The organism is Nocardioides mangrovi (assembly GCF_020073815.1).
Lineage (GTDB): Bacteria > Actinomycetota > Actinomycetes > Propionibacteriales > Nocardioidaceae > Nocardioides > Nocardioides mangrovi.
The window spans coordinates 1-18,710 of record NZ_JAIQZJ010000010.1 but is presented as its reverse complement, the minus strand read 5'-3'; the positions used below and the strand labels follow the sequence as shown (position 1 = coordinate 18,710).

The 18,710-nt window shown below is 73.0% G+C and carries 24 protein-coding genes and 1 pseudogene; 15 read left to right on the top strand and 10 right to left on the bottom strand.

Translation table 11 applies throughout. The features are described from left to right. Positions 1-74 precede the first annotated feature (74 nt). From K8U61_RS16720 to K8U61_RS16695, 6 genes are all read left to right on the top strand, one after another. Positions 75-1,502: a DHA2 family efflux MFS transporter permease subunit gene (locus K8U61_RS16720; RefSeq protein ID WP_224124181.1), complete on the top strand. Its 1,428-nt coding sequence runs from the start codon at positions 75-77 to the stop codon at positions 1,500-1,502. 103 nt (positions 1,503-1,605) lie between these two features. Then, complete coding sequence (locus K8U61_RS16715) at positions 1,606-1,965, top strand: YciI family protein (RefSeq protein ID WP_224124180.1); 360 nt, start codon at positions 1,606-1,608, stop codon at positions 1,963-1,965. 197 nt (positions 1,966-2,162) lie between these two features. Next, on the top strand, positions 2,163-2,528 hold the full coding sequence (locus K8U61_RS16710) for a VOC family protein (protein WP_224124179.1): 366 nt from the start codon (positions 2,163-2,165) through the stop codon (positions 2,526-2,528). A 39-nt stretch (positions 2,529-2,567) separates the two neighbouring features. Continuing rightward, positions 2,568-3,902, top strand: a complete 1,335-nt coding sequence (locus K8U61_RS16705) for an ABC1 kinase family protein (protein WP_224124178.1) — start codon at positions 2,568-2,570, stop codon at positions 3,900-3,902. 81 nt (positions 3,903-3,983) lie between these two features. Then, entirely contained in the window at positions 3,984-4,367 is a 384-nt protein-coding gene (locus K8U61_RS16700; RefSeq protein WP_224124177.1) for a VOC family protein, read from the top strand. Between the two features lie 34 nt (positions 4,368-4,401). Beyond that, the gene (locus K8U61_RS16695) at positions 4,402-5,286 is read left to right on the top strand and encodes a ribokinase (protein ID WP_224124176.1); all 885 of its coding nucleotides are present in this window, start codon (positions 4,402-4,404) and stop codon (positions 5,284-5,286) included. 21 nt (positions 5,287-5,307) lie between these two features. Here K8U61_RS16695 and K8U61_RS16690 read toward each other — a convergent pair whose 3' ends face one another. Genes K8U61_RS16690 through K8U61_RS16670 form a run of 5 tightly spaced genes read right to left on the bottom strand, consistent with a single transcriptional unit; the run spans position 5,308 to position 8,293 of the window. After that, a complete protein-coding gene (locus K8U61_RS16690; protein ID WP_224124175.1) occupies positions 5,308-5,832 on the bottom strand; it encodes a DinB family protein in 525 nt (174 codons plus the stop codon). After that, positions 5,829-6,566 carry a VOC family protein gene (locus tag K8U61_RS16685; RefSeq protein WP_224124174.1) on the bottom strand — a complete coding sequence of 246 codons (738 nt, stop codon included), beginning with the start codon at positions 6,564-6,566 and terminating at the stop codon, positions 5,829-5,831. The genes K8U61_RS16690 and K8U61_RS16685 overlap by 4 nt, the downstream gene beginning before the upstream one ends. Then, a complete protein-coding gene (locus K8U61_RS16680) occupies positions 6,563-6,877 on the bottom strand; it encodes a pyridoxamine 5'-phosphate oxidase (protein ID WP_224124173.1) in 315 nt (104 codons plus the stop codon). The genes K8U61_RS16685 and K8U61_RS16680 overlap by 4 nt, the downstream gene beginning before the upstream one ends. Then, positions 6,874-7,500 carry a YigZ family protein gene (locus K8U61_RS16675; protein WP_224124172.1) on the bottom strand — a complete coding sequence of 209 codons (627 nt, stop codon included), beginning with the start codon at positions 7,498-7,500 and terminating at the stop codon, positions 6,874-6,876. Before K8U61_RS16675 ends, K8U61_RS16680 begins: the two co-directional genes overlap by 4 nt. Before the next feature lie 10 nt (positions 7,501-7,510). Next, positions 7,511-8,293 carry a sulfite exporter TauE/SafE family protein gene (locus K8U61_RS16670; protein ID WP_224124171.1) on the bottom strand — a complete coding sequence of 261 codons (783 nt, stop codon included), beginning with the start codon at positions 8,291-8,293 and terminating at the stop codon, positions 7,511-7,513. A 105-nt stretch (positions 8,294-8,398) separates the two neighbouring features. On the opposite strand from K8U61_RS16670, the gene K8U61_RS16665 reads away from it, so the two are divergent. Both K8U61_RS16665 and K8U61_RS16660 read left to right on the top strand, forming a co-directional pair. Continuing rightward, positions 8,399-9,070, top strand: a complete 672-nt coding sequence (locus K8U61_RS16665) for a hypothetical protein (RefSeq protein WP_224124170.1) — start codon at positions 8,399-8,401, stop codon at positions 9,068-9,070. 81 nt (positions 9,071-9,151) lie between these two features. Next, positions 9,152-9,313 (top strand): annotated as a pseudogene (locus K8U61_RS16660) (DUF2695 domain-containing protein); the annotation flags it as partial. A gap of 34 nt (positions 9,314-9,347) precedes the next feature. Here the strand turns inward: K8U61_RS16660 and K8U61_RS16655 are convergent. Genes K8U61_RS16655 through K8U61_RS16640 form a run of 4 tightly spaced genes read right to left on the bottom strand, consistent with a single transcriptional unit; the run spans position 9,348 to position 13,863 of the window. Next, a complete protein-coding gene (locus tag K8U61_RS16655) occupies positions 9,348-10,010 on the bottom strand; it encodes a hypothetical protein (protein WP_224124169.1) in 663 nt (220 codons plus the stop codon). Between the two features lie 58 nt (positions 10,011-10,068). Beyond that, entirely contained in the window at positions 10,069-12,084 is a 2,016-nt protein-coding gene (locus K8U61_RS16650) for a vWA domain-containing protein (RefSeq protein ID WP_224124168.1), read from the bottom strand. After that, positions 12,081-12,470: an OsmC family protein gene (locus K8U61_RS16645; protein WP_224124167.1), complete on the bottom strand. Its 390-nt coding sequence runs from the start codon at positions 12,468-12,470 to the stop codon at positions 12,081-12,083. Before K8U61_RS16645 ends, K8U61_RS16650 begins: the two co-directional genes overlap by 4 nt. Continuing rightward, complete coding sequence (locus K8U61_RS16640) at positions 12,463-13,863, bottom strand: magnesium chelatase ATPase subunit I (RefSeq protein ID WP_224124210.1); 1,401 nt, start codon at positions 13,861-13,863, stop codon at positions 12,463-12,465. Before K8U61_RS16640 ends, K8U61_RS16645 begins: the two co-directional genes overlap by 8 nt. Before the next feature lie 100 nt (positions 13,864-13,963). Between K8U61_RS16640 and K8U61_RS16635 the strand changes: the two genes are divergently transcribed. The 5 genes from K8U61_RS16635 to K8U61_RS16615 are packed head-to-tail and all read left to right on the top strand — an operon-like array spanning position 13,964 to position 17,277. Continuing rightward, on the top strand, positions 13,964-14,278 hold the full coding sequence (locus tag K8U61_RS16635; RefSeq protein ID WP_224124166.1) for a WXG100 family type VII secretion target: 315 nt from the start codon (positions 13,964-13,966) through the stop codon (positions 14,276-14,278). Continuing rightward, positions 14,275-14,568 carry a WXG100 family type VII secretion target gene (locus K8U61_RS16630; RefSeq protein WP_224124165.1) on the top strand — a complete coding sequence of 98 codons (294 nt, stop codon included), beginning with the start codon at positions 14,275-14,277 and terminating at the stop codon, positions 14,566-14,568. The genes K8U61_RS16635 and K8U61_RS16630 overlap by 4 nt, the downstream gene beginning before the upstream one ends. Beyond that, on the top strand, positions 14,565-16,049 hold the full coding sequence (locus tag K8U61_RS16625; RefSeq protein ID WP_224124164.1) for a TNT domain-containing protein: 1,485 nt from the start codon (positions 14,565-14,567) through the stop codon (positions 16,047-16,049). Before K8U61_RS16630 ends, K8U61_RS16625 begins: the two co-directional genes overlap by 4 nt. Further along, on the top strand, positions 16,046-16,648 hold the full coding sequence (locus K8U61_RS16620; protein ID WP_224124163.1) for a hypothetical protein: 603 nt from the start codon (positions 16,046-16,048) through the stop codon (positions 16,646-16,648). The genes K8U61_RS16625 and K8U61_RS16620 overlap by 4 nt, the downstream gene beginning before the upstream one ends. Further along, complete coding sequence (locus K8U61_RS16615) at positions 16,645-17,277, top strand: TNT domain-containing protein (RefSeq protein ID WP_224124162.1); 633 nt, start codon at positions 16,645-16,647, stop codon at positions 17,275-17,277. The genes K8U61_RS16620 and K8U61_RS16615 overlap by 4 nt, the downstream gene beginning before the upstream one ends. A gap of 9 nt (positions 17,278-17,286) precedes the next feature. Here the strand turns inward: K8U61_RS16615 and K8U61_RS16610 are convergent, their stop codons facing one another. Continuing rightward, on the bottom strand, positions 17,287-17,742 hold the full coding sequence (locus tag K8U61_RS16610; protein WP_224124161.1) for a hypothetical protein: 456 nt from the start codon (positions 17,740-17,742) through the stop codon (positions 17,287-17,289). A 25-nt stretch (positions 17,743-17,767) separates the two neighbouring features. On the opposite strand from K8U61_RS16610, the gene K8U61_RS16605 reads away from it, so the two are divergent. Both K8U61_RS16605 and K8U61_RS16600 read left to right on the top strand, forming a co-directional pair. Next, on the top strand, positions 17,768-18,133 hold the full coding sequence (locus K8U61_RS16605; RefSeq protein ID WP_224124160.1) for a YchJ family protein: 366 nt from the start codon (positions 17,768-17,770) through the stop codon (positions 18,131-18,133). After that, the coding region (locus K8U61_RS16600) for a GNAT family N-acetyltransferase (RefSeq protein WP_224124159.1) at positions 18,130-18,710 on the top strand (581 nt) is incomplete at its 3' end. The genes K8U61_RS16605 and K8U61_RS16600, both read left to right, overlap by 4 nt.

Here is an 18,710-nt window from a genome sequence, read left to right as displayed (position 1 = left end):
CGTGTTGCACTCTCCGACGTAAATGTACGACGTACAGGTACGTCGCACGGTATCGCTATCGAGAGGTGCATCCGATGCGCAGAAGCCCCTGGGCCACGCTGGTCGTGCTGGCGCTCGCCCAGTTCATGGTCGTTCTCGACGTCACCATCGTGAACGTCGCCCTTCCCGACATGCAGGTCGACCTGGGCTTCAGCCCGGACGACCTGCAGTGGGTGATCAGCGCCTACACGCTGGCCTTCGGCGGCTTCCTGCTGCTCGGCGGCCGGCTCGGCGACCTCCTCGGTCGTCGCCGGGTCTTCGCGGGCGGACTGGCCCTCTTCACCGCCGCGTCGTTGGCCGGCGGGCTGGCCTCGTCGCAGTGGTTCCTGGTCGGCGCCCGGGCGATCCAGGGCTTCGGCGGCGCGCTCATGTCGGCCGCCGCGCTGTCGATCCTGACCGTCACGTACGCCGCCGGTCGCAGCCGCAACATCGCCATGGGCATCTGGGGCGGCCTCGCCGGGCTCGGCGGCACGCTGGGGGTCGTCGCCGGCGGCGTCCTGGTGGATGCCGCGGGCTGGGAGTGGGTCTTCTTCGTCAACGTGCCGATCGGGGTCGCGCTGCTGGTCGTCACCCCCACCACGGTCGCCGACAGCCGGGTCGTCACCGACGGGCCGCGCTCCTTCGACCTCGCGGGTGCGGCCCTGGGCACCGGGGGCGTGCTGGCCGTCATCTACGGCGTCATCCGCGCCGAGCCTCTCGGCTGGTCGTCCGCCGAGGTGATCGCGTCGCTGGTCGCCGGCGCCGCGCTGCTCGCGCTCTTCGTGGTGACCGAGGCCCGCTCGAGCGCGCCGTTGGTGCCGTTGCGTCTCTTCCGGTCGCGCACCCTGAGCCAGTCGACGCTGGTCCTGGCCCTCAACGGCGGCGCCTTCCTCGCGATGTTCTTCCTGTCGGCGCTCTTCCTCCAGCAGGGCAAGGGCCTGACGGCGCTGGAGACCGGCCTGCAGTTCCTCCCGATGGGCGTCGCCGCGATCGCCGGCGCCCTGGTCGCCACCCAGGTGCTCCCCCGGGTGGGCACCCGCCCGACCCAGGTCGTCTCCGCGGTCGTGGCGATGGCGGGCCTCCTCCTGCTGACGCGGGCCTCCGCCGACGGGTCCTACGTGACGGAGCTGCTGCCCGGCTTCGTCCTCTACGGCGCAGGGATCATGGGCGTGGGTGTCCCGGCGCAGATCATCGCACTCTCCGACGTCGCCCACGAGGACGCGGGTGCCGCCTCCGGGCTCATCAACACCGGCTACCAGGTCGGCGGCGCGCTCGGGCTGGCCGTGATCTCCACGCTGGCGACCTCGGCGGCGACGTCCTCGCTGGCCGGCGGCGCCGACCCGCAGACCGCCCTGGCGGCCGGCTACGAGCGCGGCCTGCTGCTGACGGCGGCTCTCGGCGGCGTGATCCTGCTGCTGGCCGCCGTCTCCCGCCAGCTCGTGCCCTCTCCCGAGGAGGTGGCCGAGCTCGCCGCCGCGGCCTGAGACGACCGATGAGATCACCCGGCGCCGGCTGTCGTATCCGCCGTACGCGATTCGTAGCGTAGGCAGCGACGGGCACCGGCCCGCGCCCGAGCGAGGAGCTGACATGGCCACGTACCTGATCTTCTTCAACCAGCAGTGGGTGGGCGACCACACCGAGGAGTGGTTCGAGTCGCGGGGCCCCACCGCGATGGCGGTCGTCGAGGAGATGCGGGCGGCCGGGGTCTGGGTCTTCGGCGGCGGTCTCGAGGAGGAGGTCGAGGACGCCTTCAGCGCCGACGCCACCAGCGGCACCCTGCTGATCACCGACGGCCCCTTCGCCGAGACCAAGGAGCACCTCGGCGGGTTCTGCGTCGTCGACGTCGCGGACCGGGAGGCCGCCGAGTACTGGGCCGGGCGGGTCGCCGAGGGCTGCGGCTGGCCGCAGGAGGTGCGCCGCTTCAAGTCCGGGGCGATGAGCGACTGAGCGCGCCTCCTGACCGGCCCGACGGGAGGGACGCCGAGAGCTGAGCACGTCCGGATCGCCACACCCGCCACACCGGCACCAGCGTTCGGGCAGAGCTGTCGCCTCGGGGGTGTTGCCCCCCCCCGGAGGCGCAGGGATCCCCGGTCCACCGGGTATGCATGCAGCCCGGTGTCGGCGCCCCGACCTACCGTGACGGCATGACCATCGCGCGGTATCCGTCCTTCGTCTACGACTGCCCCGACGCCGGCGTGCTGGCGCGGTTCTACGGCACCCTCCTCGGATGGGAGGTGCAGGAGGACGACGACGGGTCGTGGGCCGAGATCCGGCCGACCGACGGGTCGTCGTGCATCTGCTTCCAGCGGGTGGACGACTACCGCCCGCCGCAGTGGCCGGGGCAGGAGGTGCCCCAGCAGCTCCACCTCGACGTCATGGTCCCCGACCTCGACCAGGCCGAGGCGGAGGTGCTGGAGATCGGCGCCAGCCGCCCGGAGCACCAGCCGGGCACGACGTTCCGGGTCCTCCTCGACCCGGCCGGCCACCCGTTCTGCCTCTGCGTGGACTGATGCCGGGCGCCTACCCACCCGTTTGGGACACTGGGTGACATGACCGAGCTGCCCCGCAAGGCCGTGGCGCGGACGGCGAGGCTCGCCGCCCTGCCGATCGGGTACGCCGGGCGCAGCGCGCTCGGGCTCGGCAAGCGGATCGGCGGCAAGCCGGCCGAGGCGGTGATGACCGAGATCCAGCAGCGCACCGCGGAGCAGCTCTTCCGCACCCTGGGCGAGCTCAAGGGCGGCGCGATGAAGTTCGGCCAGATGCTCTCGGTGATGGAGGCGGCCTTCCCCGAGGAGATGGCCGGCCCCTACCGCGAGCAGCTGACCCGGCTCCAGGACGCCGCGCCGCCGATGCCGACCGCGACCGTGCGCGAGATCCTCGCCCGCGACCTCGGCGCCGACTGGTCCGAGCGGCTGGTCTGGCTCGACGGTGGCCCGACCGCGGCCGCCTCGATCGGCCAGGTCCACCGCGGCCGCTGGGCCGACGGGCGCGAGGTCGCGGTCAAGGTGCAGTACCCCGGCGCCGGCGACGCCCTCCGCTCGGACCTGCGCCAGCTCGCGCGGCTGGCGCGCACCGTCGGCCCGCTCGTCCCCGGCATCGAGCTCAAGCCGCTGATCCAGGAGCTCCAGGACCGGGCCCAGGACGAGCTCGACTACGACCTCGAGGCCGACGCCCAGCGCACCTTCGCGGCGGCCTTCCGCGACGACCCGCGGATCGTGGTGCCCGACGTGGTCGACGTCGGCCCGACCACCCTTGTCACCGAGTGGCTCGAGAGCGCCTCGTCGCTGGCCGCGGTGATCGCCGACGGCACCCCCGAGGAGCGCGATCACTACGGCGAGCTCTTCGTCCGCTTCCTCTTCGCCGGGCCGGCGCGCACCGGCATGCTGCACGCCGACCCGCACCCCGGCAACTACCGCGTGCTGCCCGCCGCGGACGGCTCACCCGGCCGGCTCGGCGTCCTCGACTTCGGCGCCGTCGCCCGGCTGCCCGAGCAGGGTCTGCCCGAGGCGATGGGCCGGCTGCTGCGGATCGCCGCCGAGCAGGACGAGGACGGGCTGGTCGAGGGGCTGCGCGCGGAGGGCTTCATCAAGGACCGCATCCAGGTCGACGGCGCTCAGCTGCTCGCCTACCTCTCGCCCTTCGTCGAGCCGACCCGGGCCGAGCGGTTCAAGTTCTCGCGCAGCTGGATGCGCTCGCAGGTGGCCCGGATGAACGACCCGCGCGACCCGGTCAACCTGGTCGGCCTGAAGCTCAACCTGCCGCCGTCCTACCTCCTCATCCACCGCACCTGGCTGGCCGGCCTCGGCGTGCTGTGCCAGCTCGAGTGCGAGGCGCCCTTCCGGGAGATCCTCACCGAGTCGCTGCCGGGCTTCGCGGGCGACTGATCCGCCCCGCTGTCCCCCAACTCTGGGCATTGCCAGCGGTCGGGCGCGGGAGCAGGCTGGGAGCAGCCCAGGAGGTACCCCATGTCACTGACCGACAGCGTGGTCGCGGTGATGCTCCCCACCGGGGACGGCACCCGCGCACAGGACTTCTACGAGAAGCGTCTCGGGCTTCCCTTCGACGGCGTCAGCCCGGCCGGCGAGCTGCAGTTCGCCCTCGCCGGCGGCGGCAGCCTCGTGCTCCGGCCGATGCCGGACGTGCACCCCTCCCCCAACACCGCGATGAGCTTCGAGGTCACGGACATCGCGGCCGAGATCGCCGACCTGGAGTCGCGTGGGGTGACGTTCGAGGACTACGACGAGCCCGGCTTCACCACCGTCGACCACGTCTTCGACGACGGCTCGGTGCGGGCGGCGTGGTTCCTCGACCCGGACCGCAACATCCTCTGTCTCCACCAGCCGCGGTAGCGGCGACCGGTCCGCACCACGACATGATGCTGTCGTGGACGGAGAGGTCGGGCAGCCCGGGCAGGTCGGACGCGCGGAGATCGTGGTGGTCGGCAGCATCAACGTCGACCGCCGGGTCGTCGTGCGCTCGCTGCCGCGGGCGGGCGAGACGGTCCTCGCGGACTCGACCGCTCAGCTCAGCGGTGGCAAGGGCGCCAACCAGGCCGTCGCGGCGGCCCGGCTCGGGCGGCGTACGACGCTCGTCGGCGCGGTCGGCGACGACCCGCAGGGCGGGTGGCTGCGGGACCGGCTCGCCGAGGCGGGCGTCGCCACCGACCACCTGACGACCGTCCCCGGCGACTCCGGGCTCGCGCTGGTCCTGGTGGACGGGTCGGGCGAGAACAGCATCGTCGTTGCGCCGGGAGCCAACGCGCGCCTCACGGCCGAGCACGTCGCGGCGGCAGCGCCGGTGCTCGCGGAGGCCGCCGCCGTGCTGGTGCAGTGCGAGGTCCCGGTCGCCGCGATCGCCGAGGCCGCCCGGCTCGCGCGCGGGCTGGTGCTGCTCAACCCCGCCCCGGCGTCGCCGCTGCCCGACCACCTGTGGGCGCGCGTGGACGTGGTGGTGCCCAACCGCGGCGAGCTGGCGCAGCTGACGGGACTCGGGCCGGAGGTCGACCTGGTGACGATGGCGCGTGCCCTGCCCTGCGACCGCGTCGTCGTGACGCTCGGCGGCGAGGGCGCCCTGGTGGTCGACGGCGGCCTCGTCGAGACCGTGCCGGCCCCGGTGGTCGAGGTCGTCGACACGACCGGCGCCGGCGACTGCTTCTGCGCCGCGCTCGCCGACGCCCTGGTCGGCGGCAGCACGCTGGTCGAGGCGACCCGGCGGGCCGTGGCAGCGGCGGCGCTCAGCGTCCAGCAGGTCGGCGCCCAGCCGCGCTGAGGCCGGAGCCGCAGCCAGGCGTCACTCGCCGGTGGTGCCGTCGATCGACTCGCGGATCAGGTCGGCGTGACCGTTGTGCCGCGCGTACTCCTCGATCATGTGCAGCAGGATCCAGCGCAGGTTGAAGGGCCGGTCGGTACGCCGCGACCTCTTGGCCGACAGGTCGTCGAGCCCGGCCGCGGCGATGATGCCGTCGGCGTCCGCGACCATCGCCTCGTAGAGCGCCCAGATCTCCTCCGGCGTGTCGTCCGAGGCGCTGTGCCAGTCCCAGTCCCAGTCGGCGTCCCAGTCGACCGACCGCCACGGCTCGCTCATCGGCTCGCCGAGGAAGACCTCGCGGAACCAGTTGTTCTCGACCAGCGCGAGGTGCTTGACCATCCCGCCGAGGGTCATCTCGGACGGCGGCAGCGTCGCCGCGAGCTGGGCGGCGTCGAGGCCGCCGGCCTTCTGCCGCAGGGTCGCGCGGTGGTAGTCGAGGTAGGCGAGCAGCAGGGTCCGCTCGTCGCCGTCGACCGGCGGGTCGAGCCTCGTCGGGTCGGCAGTCATCGGGGGGTCCTCCTCGTGATGCAGTAGCGCAGTCCGGTGGGGTCGGTGAGCAGGGTCCACCAGTCGTGCCCGGCGACCACGGTGGCGCCGAGCGCCACGTGTCGCGCGACCTCGGCGTCGCGGTCGCTGGCCGCGAGGTCGAGGTGGGCGTCGACGGTCGGCTGGTCGTCGTCGAGGCGCTGCACCAGCCAGCGCAGCGGCTGCTCGTCGGGTGGCTGCAGCCGCTCGAACTCCGCCTCGTCGACGTCGGTCAGGTCCCAGCCGGTGACGGTCCGCCAGAAGCCCACCTCCACGTCGTACGACGAGGGCGGGACGTCGAGGCACACCTGGTCGACCATCGAGCGGGTGCCGTCCGGCCAGGTGGCCGGCGAGGGACGGCGGGACGCCGGGTGGGCGACGTAGCAGAACACGAAGCCGCCGGGCGAGCGGAGCACGACGTAGCCGGCCTCGTGGCGGACCAGCACGTGGGCGCCGGCCTCGATCGCGGCCTCGGTGGCGACGAGCGGGTCGGCGACGTGCAGGTCGAGGTGGATCCGGCCGGGTCCGTCGGCGAGGTCCTGCACACGGAGGTAGTCGTCGCCGGCCGGCGGGACGAGGGTGCCGAACTCGCCGCGCTCGCCGCGGGCGGAGGACGGCGAGTAGCCGGTGACCGCGCTCCAGAAGGCGACCCCGCGGTCGAAGCCGCCCGGTGCGAAGTCAAGGAAGGCGCTGACCCAGGTCGGAGTCGTGCTCATCGGACTGGCTTGTGGAGGACGGCGCCGGTCGGGGTGACGACGACGTCGTCACCGTCGGCGACCGCGGTGCCGTCGACGAGCAGGGTCATCCCGGGGTCGGTGAGCGGCGGGAAGAGCAGCGTCACGGCGGGCTGGGTGCCGACGTTGGCGACCGATCCGCGACCCGGCGCCGGCACCCGCAGCACGTCGCCCTCGGGCATCGCGCGGACCGAGACGGCCTTCACCAGGCCGTCACGGGTGGTCAGCAGGTAGCCGCGGTCGAACTCGGAGAGCCGCTGCGGGACGTCCGCGACCTCCACGGGGATGCTCATGGTGCGAGGCTATCGACCCAGCGCTCTCCCGCCACCTGCGTTTCCGCCGTGCCCGCGGTGAGCTCCGCGAGGAGCGCCGCGAGCCGCGGCTCCTCGGCCGGTGGTACGCCGAGGGTGAGGCCGACCCGGGCGCCGTACGTCGTGTCGAGCACCGCGACCCCGCGGGCCCGCAGCTCGCTCTCGATCCGTCCGGCATCGGCGTGGTCGAGCTCGAGCAGGTGCTCACGGACCAGGCTGCGACGCAGGGTGCCGGCCTCGGCGAGCGCGCCGCGGACGGCATCGCCGTACGCGCGGACCAGGCCGCCCGCGCCGAGGAGGGTGCCGCCGAACCATCGCGTGACGACCGCGACCACGTCGGCGACCTCGCTGCCGCGCAGCACGTCGAGCATCGGCGCCCCGGCCGTCCCGGCGGGCTCGCCGTCGTCGGAGGAGCGCTCGACGTCGGGGTGGAGGCGGAAGGCCGAGCAGTGGTGCCGCGCGTCCCAGTGCTCCCGGCGGAGCCCGTCGACGACTGCGCGGGCGGCGTCCTCGGACCCGACCCGGCGCAGCGTGCAGAGGAAGCGGGACCGCTTGACCTCGATCTCCGCCTCGGCGTCCCGGGCGATCGTCAGGTAGGAGGTCACGACCGCCCCCTCACGTCCACAGCCCGAAGACGTCGCCGCCGATCCGGACGATGAACGCCGAGACGACCACGATGAAGAAGACGCGCACGAAGCGGGCGCCGCGCGCGACCGCCGTCCGCGCGCCGAGGTAGCCACCGACGATGTTGCAGACCGCCATCACCAGGGCGACCTTCCAGACGATCGCGCCCTGCGGGGCGAAGACCAGGATCGCCGCGAGGTTGGTGGCCCAGTTGGCGAGCTTCGCCTTCGCCGAGGCCTCGAGGAAGCTGTAGCCCATGAGGCCGACCAGGGTGATCACGAAGAAGCTGCCGGTGCCCGGCCCGAGCGCGCCGTCGTAGAAGCCGATCGCCAGGCCGGTGCCCATCGCGGCGACGAGGTGGCGGTGGCCGCTGAAGCGCAGGGCCGTCTGCTCGCCGAGCTCGGGCTTGAGCAGCACGTAGGCGCCGACCACGACCAGCGCGACCAGCACGATCGGCTCGAACGCCGAGCGCGGGATCTGGCTGGCCACCGCCGCGCCCGCGGCCGACCCGGCGAACGCGAAGAGCATCAGCGGCAGGAAGGTGCGGGGGTCGGGCCGGATCCGCCGGTAGTACGTCGCCGCGCTCACCGTCGTACCGCTGATGGCGGCGACCTTGTTGGTCGCCAGGATCTGCACGGGCGGCGCGCTCGGCATGCCGAGCAGGAGCGCCGGCAGCTGGATGAGCCCTCCTCCGCCGACCACCGCGTCGACGAAGCCCGCCGCCAGGCCGGCCAGGCCGAGCAGGGCGAGCACGGTCGCGGTCGGGTCGTCCATCGCGGACATTCTCCAAGCCGGCTCCCAGTGGCCCTCAAGTGGGCGGCGGGAGGGTCTGTCCACCGAGCCGAACCCCGGCCGGAACCCACCGAAAGTGAGACCCTCATGCATCGCCGCTGGCTGAGCCGGACGCTGATCGCGTTCGCCGTCCCCGCCGTCCTCGCCTCCGCGCTCGCCCCGGCCGCCACCGCGGCCGCGACTGCGCAGGTCCCCACCATCGACCAGGTCGCCGCGATCTACCCCCACCTCGACGGCGGCACCGCGTCCGAGAGCACCGGCAAGGTCTACGGGCCGGGCAAGAAGTGCAAGCCGGGCAAGGCGATCAAGGGCGCCAGCTCGCGCTCCGCGTCGTACTCGCCGGACTACAGCTCGGGCGACCCGGACGTCTACGTCGTCGACGGCGACCACCCGTCGGTCTCGGTCACGGCGATGAGGTTCCCCTCGACCAAGGCCGCGGTGAAGTACCTCCACGGCTACGGCAAGTCCACGAAGGACTGCGGCGGCGGCACCGGTGGCGGCGGCGGTGGCGGCCACCAGCCCGACTGCGACACCTCGATGAAGAAGATCCGCTTCTCGCTCGGCGACGAGCGCTGGGGCTACCAGATGAGGTCGACCTGCCGGATCTCCGGCCAGACCAGCTCCAGCGTCCTCAACATGCTCTTCGCGCGCCAGGGGCGGTACGTCGTCTACGCGAACGCGATGTCGTTCGACGCCTCGGCGCCATCGATCCCGTCGTCGGTGAAGCTGACCAAGAAGGCCCTCGCGGTCGTCGGCTGATCCGTCTCCCCGGTGTTCTACCGGCGGCCGCTGTCGGTGGCCGCCGGTAGAACTGCCTCGTGAGGCAGTCGTGAGGCGGTCGTGAGCGATCCGCAGGAGGGCGAGTGCCTGGTCTGCTACGTCGGCCGGATGCTCGACGACCACGGGTGCGACGGGACGCTGCGGTGGACCCACCACTTCCGCGAGATCCGGTCACCGACCGCGACCGGCCTGGAGAAGCGCTTCCCGCAGCCGTGCGACTGCGGCGTCCTCGCCTCCCGCCGGCTGGTGCGCGAGCTCATGGTCCGCGACGTGCACACCGACGAGCTCGAGGCCCCGACTCGACTCCCGACCTGCTCCGGCGTACGCCGTACCTCGACGCACCCGTGCGCCAACTGGGAGCGGCCGCGAGGCGCAGGCCCGCGTCCCACCCGGGCGCACGGCCCTCGCCCGGCGGGCGGAGACCGGTGACGTCGTGACCGCTGGCCGCGAGCGCCCAGGCAACCACCGAGTTCGAGTTCCACATCTCCCCCAGGCGGAGCTCGTCGCGGCCCCAGGTCGGCGTCGGCACGCCGCGCAGCACCGCGAGGAGGCGGTGCGCCCGCGTCCCGTCGGTGTCGACCTCGCTGGGGCCGCCGACGGCCGTCGCGAGGTCGGGGATCGTCCCGTCCCGCCACACGCGCACCTCGTAGCGGAAGAGCCGCGACCGACCGAGCGGGCGCAGCCCGACAGGCCCCGTGCCCACCACGCCCCGCTCCGTGGCCGGGCCCGACCAGGCCGGCGCCATCTCGACCGTCCAGCGGTCGCCGTCGACCACGACCTCCAGGGCCGCGTGGAAGAGCGGCTGCGGTCGGCGGTGCTGACGGCGGGCCTGCCACGCCTCCCACGCCCGGCCGCAGCGGCGCACCACCCGGCCGTCCGCACCCAGCGGCAGCCAGCAGAGCCGGACCCCGGTCGTCACCCCTCCAGCGTGCGCCGTGGGTCGGCGTCCCGGGAGGGCCGAACGGCCCGACCCGATCTCAGTCGCCGACCCAGAAGCCCCGTCCGCCGAACCAGTCGCCGTAGCCACCGCCGCCCCACGGTCCGCCGCGACCGCGGGAGCCGAGGTAGGAGCCGACCACGGCGGCGCCCAGGTCGTCGAGCTCCGGTGCGACGACGCGGCCGTCGACGCGCTGTGCCATCTGGTCGATGAAGCGGGCCAGGCCGGGGTCCTCGCCGAGCCGGAAGAACGTCGTCTGCGCGCCGAGCCGACCGGCGTTGTCGAGCTCGCGGACGGCGTACGCGACCGTCAGCGGGTGCGGCGGGTAGGAGAAGAAGACCTCGCCGTCGGGCTCGAGGTGGGAGGTCGGCTCGCCGTCGGTGACGATGAGCAGCACCGGCTGGGCGTTGGGGTGCTTGCGGAAGTGACGGTTGGCGAGCAGCAGCGCGTGGTGGAGGTTGGTGCCCTTGTCCCACATCGCGTCGAGGGCGGTGAGCTCCTCGATCTCCATCACCTCGGCGTGCCGACCGAAGCCGACCAGCTGGAGGTCGTCGCCGCGGAAGCGCGACTTGATGAGCGTGTGCAGGGCGAGCGCGGTGCGCTTCATCGGCACCCACCGGCCGTCCATCGCCATCGAGAACGACGTGTCGACCAGCAGCGCGACCGCGGCCTGGGTGCGGGCCTCGGTCTCCTGGACCTCCACGTCGTCGATCGACAGGCGAGGTCCCGACGGGTCACCCGCGCGGCGGAGCACGCCGTTGAGCATCGTCCGCGGAACGTGCCACGGCTCGGTGTCACCGAACTCCCAGGCCCGCGTGGCACCGGAGAGGTCACCGGCCGCACCGGCACGCTGGAGCTCGCGGTTGCCCTGACGGCCGGACATCCGCTCGGCGACGTCGCGCAGGAGCGCCTTGCCGAGCTGGCGCATCGCCTTGGGCGAGAGGCGGTACTGGCCCGACGAGTCGCGCTTGAGGTAGCCCGAGTCGCGCAGCGCGCGCTCCAGCTGCTGGAGGGTCCGGGCGTCGACGGCGGCCTGGTCGCCGAGCTGGCGCGCGAGCTTGTCGAGGTCGAGGTCGTCCATCCGCGCCCCGCCGTACGACTGCGACAGCTGCTCGCTGAGCTGGTCGAGGTCGGCGAGGTCCTGGAAGACGCCGGTGCCGTCGCCGAGGCCGAGGCCCTCGTCGCCGGACATCTGCTCCGAGCCGCCCCAGTCGAGATCGGGGCGGAGCGACTGGAGGTTGTCGTCGAGGCGGCCGAGCTGGTCCATCAGCTCCGGCGAGCCGAACGCCTGCGCCGAGAGCTCCATCAGCTCCTGGCGCTGCTCGGGCGACATCGAGTTGAGCATCCGCTGGGCCGCGGCCGAGCGCTGGGCGAGGGACTCGAGGAGCTCGTCGATGTTCTGCGGGTTCTCGGGGAAGAAGTCACCGTGCTTGGCCATGAAGTCGTCGAAGTCCTGCTGGGTGTCGTCGCCCATGCGGTGCTTCTCGAGGAGGTCGTTGAGGTCGCCGAGCATCTCGTTGACCGCCGCGCGGTCCTCGTCGGTGGCGCCCTCGAGCGCGTCCTTCATGCCGGCGAAGCGCTGGTCGAGCAGCTCGCGGCCGAGCAGGTCCTTGATCTGCTCGTAGGCCTCGCGGGCCTCGCTGCTCTGCCAGTCGTACGACGAGAGCTCGCTGACCGCCGCGGCCGTGTTGGGCGGGAGGTTCTCGAGCTGCATCTCGCGGAAGGCGCGGTCGCCGTCGTCCATCATCGCGTCGCGGGCGAGCTGCTTGCGCTCCTCGAGCACGGCCTTGTCGAGCAGCTCCTTGATCTCCTGGAGCGTGCCGTCGAGGTGGTGCTGCTGGGTGAGCTCGCGGCGGCGCTCGGCCACCCGGCGGGCGAGGTCGTCGAGGCCGTCCTGGTCCCGACCGCCGCGGCGCAGGAACTCCCGCATCGCCCGCTCCGGCGAGTAGCCGGCCATCACGTCCTCGCCGATGGCGTCGAGCGCCTCGGCGATGTCGACCGGCGGGGCGAGCGGGTCGCCGCCCTCGTAGCGCTTGAACCGGGTGCGGTCCTTCATCGGCGCTCCACCTTCACCTCTCCGCGCACCGCGCGCGGGATCTCGGCGACCTCGTCGACCGCCGCGAGCACCTGCGCGACGGCGTCGTCGGTCGCGGGCGAGTCGACGCGGACGGAGTAGGCGATCGCGGTCGTCGACCAGCTGTCGCCGTCGAAGTCGCCGCCCGCGCTGACCAGCACGCCGTCGACCGGGACGCCCGCCGCCTCGCGGAAGACGTCGTTGAGGACGCAGGAGGCGACCGCGGTCAGCAGCAGGTGGGCGCCGGTCCCGCCGCCCTCGACGGCGATGCCGCCGTCGGTCCACTGGTGGGGCACGACGTACGCCGGGCTGACGTCGCCGGCCAGGGAGCCGGCGGCGACCCGGACATCGACGTGGACGTCAGCCATAGACGGTCTCCGAGCCGTCGGTGTCCTTCCCGATCTTGCGACCGAGGTAGAGCCCCTCGAGCGCGAGCTCGATGGCGCCGGCCCGCTGGCCGTCGTTGGTCGCGCCGATGCGGTCGCACACCTCGTCGTACAGCTCCGACTCGCCGAGCACCGGCAGCCCGGTGAGGAAGTCGCGGGCGGTGACCTGCTCGCCGGTCGTCACCATGGCGCCGTCCTCGATCGCGGCGACGAGCAGCGCGAAGTCGAGGCCGCGGAAGTGGTGGCGCACGGTCTCGGCGGTGGCGGTGCGGAGCAGGTGGGTGAGCACCTCGGTCTCGCGGCCCTCCTCGCCGGTCTCGAACTCGATCTTGCCGCCGAGCACGTCGACCGCGGTCTCGAGGTCGACGACCCGGGCGACGGCCTCGACCTCGCCCTGGACGGTCGCGCGGTGCAGCGCCGCCGCGGCGATCGTCTCCGCGCCGGCGATCGAGAAGCGCGCGCTGACGCCGCTGCGCTGGTCGACCGACGTCGACTCGCGCAGGTTGCGGGTGAAGCGGGCCAGGATCTCGATGAGGTAGTCGGGCACGTCGGCGACCAGCTCGGCCTCCTGCCGGATCACCGCGACCTCGTCCTCGAGCTCGGTCGGGTAGTGGGTGCGGATCTCGGCGCCGAAGCGGTCCTTGAGCGGGGTGATGATCCGGCCGCGGTTGGTGTAGTCCTCGGGGTTGGCGCTGGCCACGACGAGGACGTCGAGCGGCAGCCGCAGCACGTAGCCGCGGATCTGGATGTCGCGCTCCTCCATCACGTTCAGCATCGCGACCTGGATCCGCTCGGCGAGGTCGGGCAGCTCGTTGATCGCGACGATGCCGCGGTGGCTGCGCGGGATCAGGCCGAAGTGGATGGTCTCCGGGTCGCCCAGGCTGCGGCCCTCGGCGACCTTCATCGGGTCGACGTCGCCGATCAGGTCGGCGACGGAGGTGTCGGGGGTGGCCAGCTTCTCGGCGTACCGCTCGTCGCGGTGGCGCCACGAGACGCGCAGGTCGTCGCCGTACGACGCGGCTGCCTGCTGGCTCTGGACGGTGATCGGCTCGTAGGGGTGCTCGCCGAGCTCGGACCCGGAGATCACCGGGGTCCACTCGTCCAGCAGGCCGACCATCGTGCGCAGCAGGCGGGTCTTGCCCTGGCCGCGCTCGCCGAGCAGGACGACGTCGTGCCCGGCGATGAGCGCCCGCTCGAGCTGCGGGATCACGGTGTCCTCGAAGCCGTGCAGCCCGGGCCACGGGTCGCGGCCCTCGCGGAGCGCGGCGAGGAGGTTGTCGCGGATCTCCTCGCGCAGGGACTTCTGGAGGTGGCTGGAGGCGCGGAGCTCGCCGACCGTGCTGATCTGCGGGTGCGTGGAGGGAGCAGTCACGATCTCCACGCTACTCACGTCGCCAACAAATGGGGACCGTCTCCGTTTGCGGGACGGGTACGACGGGGAGCATCCCCGGCGACGTCGTCTCGGGGGATACGCCATGACCATCGAATCGGACTTTGCCGAGCTGCAGCACGCGAGCGAGCTCGTCGCCGAGATCGCCGACCTGCTCCGGCACGAGAAGAGCCTCGCCCACACCCAGGTCGAGGCCCTCACCACCGCGGGGTGGGAGGGCGAGGCGGCGAGCCAGTACGCCGCCGCCTGGCGGGACTGGGCCGACGGCGCCGATCGGGTGCTCGACGCCCTGCGCGCCGAGAGCTCGCTCCTCGCCGCCCAGCGAGCGGACTTCCAGGAGACCGACGGCGTCGTGAGCGACGGGATGACCCGGCTGCACGGACGGCTGGGTGCGTCGTGAGCTTCCAGGTCGACCTCGACGAGCTGCGCACGACGATCACGACGCTCCAGGACCTGGAGATGACCGTCGAGAGCAGGCTCGCCGAGCTCGCCGACGTCATCTCCGGCCTCCAGGACACGTGGTCCGGGGAGGCGGCCGCAGCCCAGCGGTCCGCCCACGCGCGCTGGGTGAGCGGCGCGCACGAGATGCACGTCGCGCTGGGGCGGCTGCGAGTGGCGGCCGACCACGCCCACCAGGGCTACTCGGCAGCTGCCGACGCCAACGCCTCGATGTGGAGCCAGACCCGATGAGGCTCGAGGTCGACAACGGCAGCTACACCTCCGCGTGCAGCGAGTTCTACGACGTCAACCACGGCGTGGTCGACCTGATGTCATCGCTGACCGGATCGCTCGGGGACGGCGGCGGGATGGCGGGCACCGACACCGGCGGCGCCGAGTTCGCCGCCCAGTACGACGAGGCTGCGGCGTCGCTCGTCCAGGCAGGCTGCGACCTCGGCGACGCGATGGCCAACGTCGCCAACCTCCTCAACGCCTCCCTGGTCAACCACGACGCCGCCGACCACGGGGCGCTCGTCAACGGCCCGCCCGAGGGCTACGGCAACGACACGGGTGACACGAACCCCGATCACTGGACCAGCTCGCTGTCCGCGCCGGCCCCTCCCTCGGCGGCCGGCGGGATCGGCGGTGAGCCCGGGTGGTGGCACTGGATCGCGTCCCACCTCGAAGGACTCTTCTGGCCCGACGCCGACACCGGTCGCCTCCGCTCGGTCGGCAACGCCTGGGTCGACGCCGGAAGCAAGCTCGCCACCTACAGCTGGAACGTCGACTCCGCAGCCGCGACCCTTCAGACGCAGCGCTCCCCGGAGATCCCCGACGCCGTCGCCACCTGCCAGGACCTCAGCAGCCACGTCACCGACCTCGCCGACGCCTTCACCCAGATCGGCAACGCGTGCTCGGAGTACGCCGACCAGGTCGACGCGCACCACGAGGAGATCGAGCACGAGCTCGCGTCCTTCATCGAGTGGACGATCGCGATCGAGGCCGGAGGTGCGATCCTCGGCGCGCTGACCCTCGGCATCGGCGAGGGCGCCGCCCAGGCCGCCGAGGGGGCCGAGGTCGCCAATGCCGCCAGCAAGGTGGTCGGGATCCTGCGCGACCTCGTCGAGCTGGCTCGGCTCGGCGCGGCGCGGATCGGCCAGGTGGTCACCCGCTCGGTCGAGATCGCCGACAAGATCCGCAAGATCCTGCGGGCCAAGGTCGTCCGAGCGCTGGAGGTGGCCGGCGTCCGCGCCGCGAAGGTCGACCTCGAGACGCTGCCGGCCTGGGCGCTCGAGGAAGCGACCATCCCCGGAACGCGAGCATTCGAGGGCTTCACCGATGCCGATCGCTACGGCGGCCTGACGAAGCAGGAGTTCTTCGACAAGTACTGGGACGCCGAGAAGGGCGGGTGGCGCTACCCGGAGAACGACGGCTTCCTCGGCGACCCCTCGCCGAACTCGCTGCAGGTCGGTCAGCGAGTCGACCGGTTCGGACCCAACGACGGCGGCTTCTACGCCTCGCCTGCTGGCGAGAGCTACGGGTCGCGGGCCATCCCACCCAGCAGCATCGGCCGCGACTACCATGAGTTCGAGGTCCTGAAGCCGCTCCCCGGCTCCGTCAAGCAGGGAGAGATCGCTCCCTGGTTCGAGCAACCAGGTGGTGGCACCCAGTACCTGTTCGACCACGACATCGACTGGTACATCAGCAACGGCTACCTCAAGGAGCTCCATTGAGCACCACCGTGGAGGAGCTGCGGTCTCGCCTCCGCGACCCGGACCAGGTGGTCCGTGCCGAGGATCTCGGGTCCGCGCCCAGCCATCGACCACTCACCGTCTTCGAGACCCTTCCCGACGGTCGCTGCCGCACCTGGATCCGCTTCGAGGGCGAGGCGATCCGACCTCGCGAGTTCGCGACCGAGGCAGACGCGGTCGCCGAGGCCGAGGGCCGGATCTTCGAGACCGCGCCGCAGCCCGGGTCGGTCCGCCACCTCGACGGCCCCACGCCGAGGACGGTCGAGGAGCTCAAGGACGCGATGGCCGAGATCGGTGCCGACCCGGACGGCGTCACGCGCGCCGAGGTCGTGAAGGACTCGCCCAAGATCGGCGGCCTGGCCATCTTCGAGCAGCAGGACGACGGTCGCATGCGCGTGATCGCCTGGGACCGCCGCGAGCACGCCAGCCAGCTGTACGACGACGAGTCGGCCGCCGTTGCCGACCACTTCGAGAAGGTCCGCTCGGGCGCCGGGCACTTCGTCACCGATCTGAGGGTGGAGCAGATGAGGGTCCGGGTTCGGCACTACCGCGAGCTGATGGCCAAGGCTGGCCGCGGATGAGCGACCCCGACGCGGTGCTCGCCACCGTCCGCGACCGCCTGGCGGCGGCCGGGCTGCCGCCGCAGAGCGTCTACGTCAGCGGACCGCCCACCCCGGACACGCCGCCTCCCCCGGAGGGGCCGTGGGTGGTCGTGCCCTGGGCGGGCGGGTACGCCGTCGGCGGGCTGGGCCGCGGCAAGTTCGCGATCTACGCCGTCGTCCCCGGCGCCGACGAGACCGCCGACCTCGTCGTCCACCTGCGCAGCACACCGGCGCCGTCCGAGCCCGCGCCCTCGGACGAGGTCCTCGCCGAGGCCGGGGCACAGACAGCGCGCGGCATCACCGCTCGCACCGCCGAGCGAGGCGGCGCCGCGGGGCCGGCGGCACTGACCGTCGACGACGTCGTCGACGTGTTCGGGCCCGAGACCGGCCACCACCTCTACGCCCTCGGCACGCCCTACCCGCAGCGCTCCCAGCCACCGAGCGACCTGGGCGACTATCACCGCTACCGGGTCGTCCGCACGATCCCGGACGCCATGGAGGGCGTGGCGGCACCCTGGTTCGAGCAGCCCGGCGGTGGCGCGATGGTGGTCACCGAGCGCCCGATCCGCTGGTACGTCGACCAGGGCTACCTGGTCGAGCTCGTCTGAGCAGTCCGCCTAGGAGCCGGACTCCAGCGCGGCCCGCCGACGCTCGAGGTCCTGCTGCAGCACGACGAGCGCGCGGGCGAGCAGGTTGACGCGGTCCTGGGCCTTCCGAACCCGCGCACCCGTGGACAGGTCGGTCAGGACGTTGTCGAACCAGATGTCGAGGGTGCCGGCCGCGCGCCCGATCCCCAGGTCCCCGACGTCGCCGAGCCCCTGGACGTCGACGTCGGCCAGCTCGTCCCGCACGGCCACCATCGCGAGGTCGATGTTGCGCATCGCGAGGTCGGCGCGGTCGAGGTGCTGCCGCTTGAAGACACTGGCGACGAACCCGCCGAACCACGTGTCGTAGACCGACCACTCGCGGGCGCCGCGCAGCTTGTCGGAGGCCTCGTTGATCACGTAGAACGCCCGGCGCACGGCCTCGAGCGCCTCGTCGAGCTCCTGCGCCTCGCTCCGTCGACCGGCCATGCGCAGCACATCGTAGGGTGCGGCCGTGGCCCTCCAGCAGACCTGCCCGTGCGGCTCGGGCGCGACGTACGACGCGTGCTGCGGGCGGCTGCACCGCGGCGCGGCCCTCGCCTCGTCGGCCGAGGAGCTGATGCGGTCGCGCTACGCGGCGTACGCCGTCGGCGACACCGACTACGTCTTCCGCACCTGGCACCCGCGGACCCGCCCCGACGACCTCGCCCCCGACCCCGCGCTGATCTGGACCGGGCTGCGGATCATCGGGTCCGGGGCCGACTGGGTCGAGTTCGTCGCGTCGTACACACGCGACGGCGTGGCCGGGTCGATGCACGAGCGGAGCCGGTTCGAGCAGCGCGGCGGCCGATGGGTGTACGTCGACGGGGAGGTGTCGTGAGCATCGTGATCCGCGAGCGGCGGGCGGCGGATCTGCCGGAGCTGGCGGATGTCCTGGCGGCCCAGCAGGCGGCCACGGGCTACCCCGTGCGCTGGCCGCTGCCGATCCCGGTCGAGGACTTCCTGGTCCGGCCGGGCGAGGAGCAGGCGTGGGTCGCCGAGCTGGAGGGTCGGGTGGTCGGCCACGTCGCGGTCTACTCGCTCGGCGGCCCGCTGCGCGACGCCTTCGTCGAGGGCGCGGGCACTGACGCCCTGGCCGAGCTCGCCGTGCTCTTCGTCGGCGGCGACGTGGTCGGCACCGGGGTCGGCGGACTCCTGCTCGACACGGCCGTCGCGTCGATCCGGGCGAGCGGCCGGCAGCCCGTCCTCGACGTGGTGCCGACGCACGACCGGGCGCTGGCGATCTACCTGCACCGCGGCTGGACGGTGATCGGCGAGGCTCACGTGCCCTTCCTCGGTCCGGACCGTCCCCTGGTCCTGATGACGCTGGACGCCGACCGGACAGGGACTCCTGGCGGGGGGGGGGGCGGGGGTAGGGGGGGGCACCCCCGCCGGCGCCGCCGGCGGGGGGGGGGGGG

Coding starts and splice junctions, on each gene's coding strand:
- K8U61_RS16670 (WP_224124171.1), bottom strand. CDS start 8,293: ATGGACGACCCGACCGCGACCGTGCTCGCCCTGCTCGGCCTGGCCGGC.
- K8U61_RS16645 (WP_224124167.1), bottom strand. CDS start 12,470: ATGGCTGACGTCCACGTCGATGTCCGGGTCGCCGCCGGCTCCCTGGCC.
- K8U61_RS16690 (WP_224124175.1), bottom strand. CDS start 5,832: ATGACTGCCGACCCGACGAGGCTCGACCCGCCGGTCGACGGCGACGAG.
- K8U61_RS16720 (WP_224124181.1), top strand. CDS start 75: ATGCGCAGAAGCCCCTGGGCCACGCTGGTCGTGCTGGCGCTCGCCCAG.
- K8U61_RS16710 (WP_224124179.1), top strand. CDS start 2,163: ATGACCATCGCGCGGTATCCGTCCTTCGTCTACGACTGCCCCGACGCC.
- K8U61_RS16700 (WP_224124177.1), top strand. CDS start 3,984: ATGTCACTGACCGACAGCGTGGTCGCGGTGATGCTCCCCACCGGGGAC.
- K8U61_RS16650 (WP_224124168.1), bottom strand. CDS start 12,084: ATGAAGGACCGCACCCGGTTCAAGCGCTACGAGGGCGGCGACCCGCTC.
- K8U61_RS16625 (WP_224124164.1), top strand. CDS start 14,565: ATGAGGCTCGAGGTCGACAACGGCAGCTACACCTCCGCGTGCAGCGAG.
- K8U61_RS16615 (WP_224124162.1), top strand. CDS start 16,645: ATGAGCGACCCCGACGCGGTGCTCGCCACCGTCCGCGACCGCCTGGCG.
- K8U61_RS16665 (WP_224124170.1), top strand. CDS start 8,399: ATGCATCGCCGCTGGCTGAGCCGGACGCTGATCGCGTTCGCCGTCCCC.
- K8U61_RS16610 (WP_224124161.1), bottom strand. CDS start 17,742: ATGGCCGGTCGACGGAGCGAGGCGCAGGAGCTCGACGAGGCGCTCGAG.
- K8U61_RS16705 (WP_224124178.1), top strand. CDS start 2,568: ATGACCGAGCTGCCCCGCAAGGCCGTGGCGCGGACGGCGAGGCTCGCC.
- K8U61_RS16715 (WP_224124180.1), top strand. CDS start 1,606: ATGGCCACGTACCTGATCTTCTTCAACCAGCAGTGGGTGGGCGACCAC.
- K8U61_RS16635 (WP_224124166.1), top strand. CDS start 13,964: ATGACCATCGAATCGGACTTTGCCGAGCTGCAGCACGCGAGCGAGCTC.
- K8U61_RS16685 (WP_224124174.1), bottom strand. CDS start 6,566: ATGAGCACGACTCCGACCTGGGTCAGCGCCTTCCTTGACTTCGCACCG.
- K8U61_RS16680 (WP_224124173.1), bottom strand. CDS start 6,877: ATGAGCATCCCCGTGGAGGTCGCGGACGTCCCGCAGCGGCTCTCCGAG.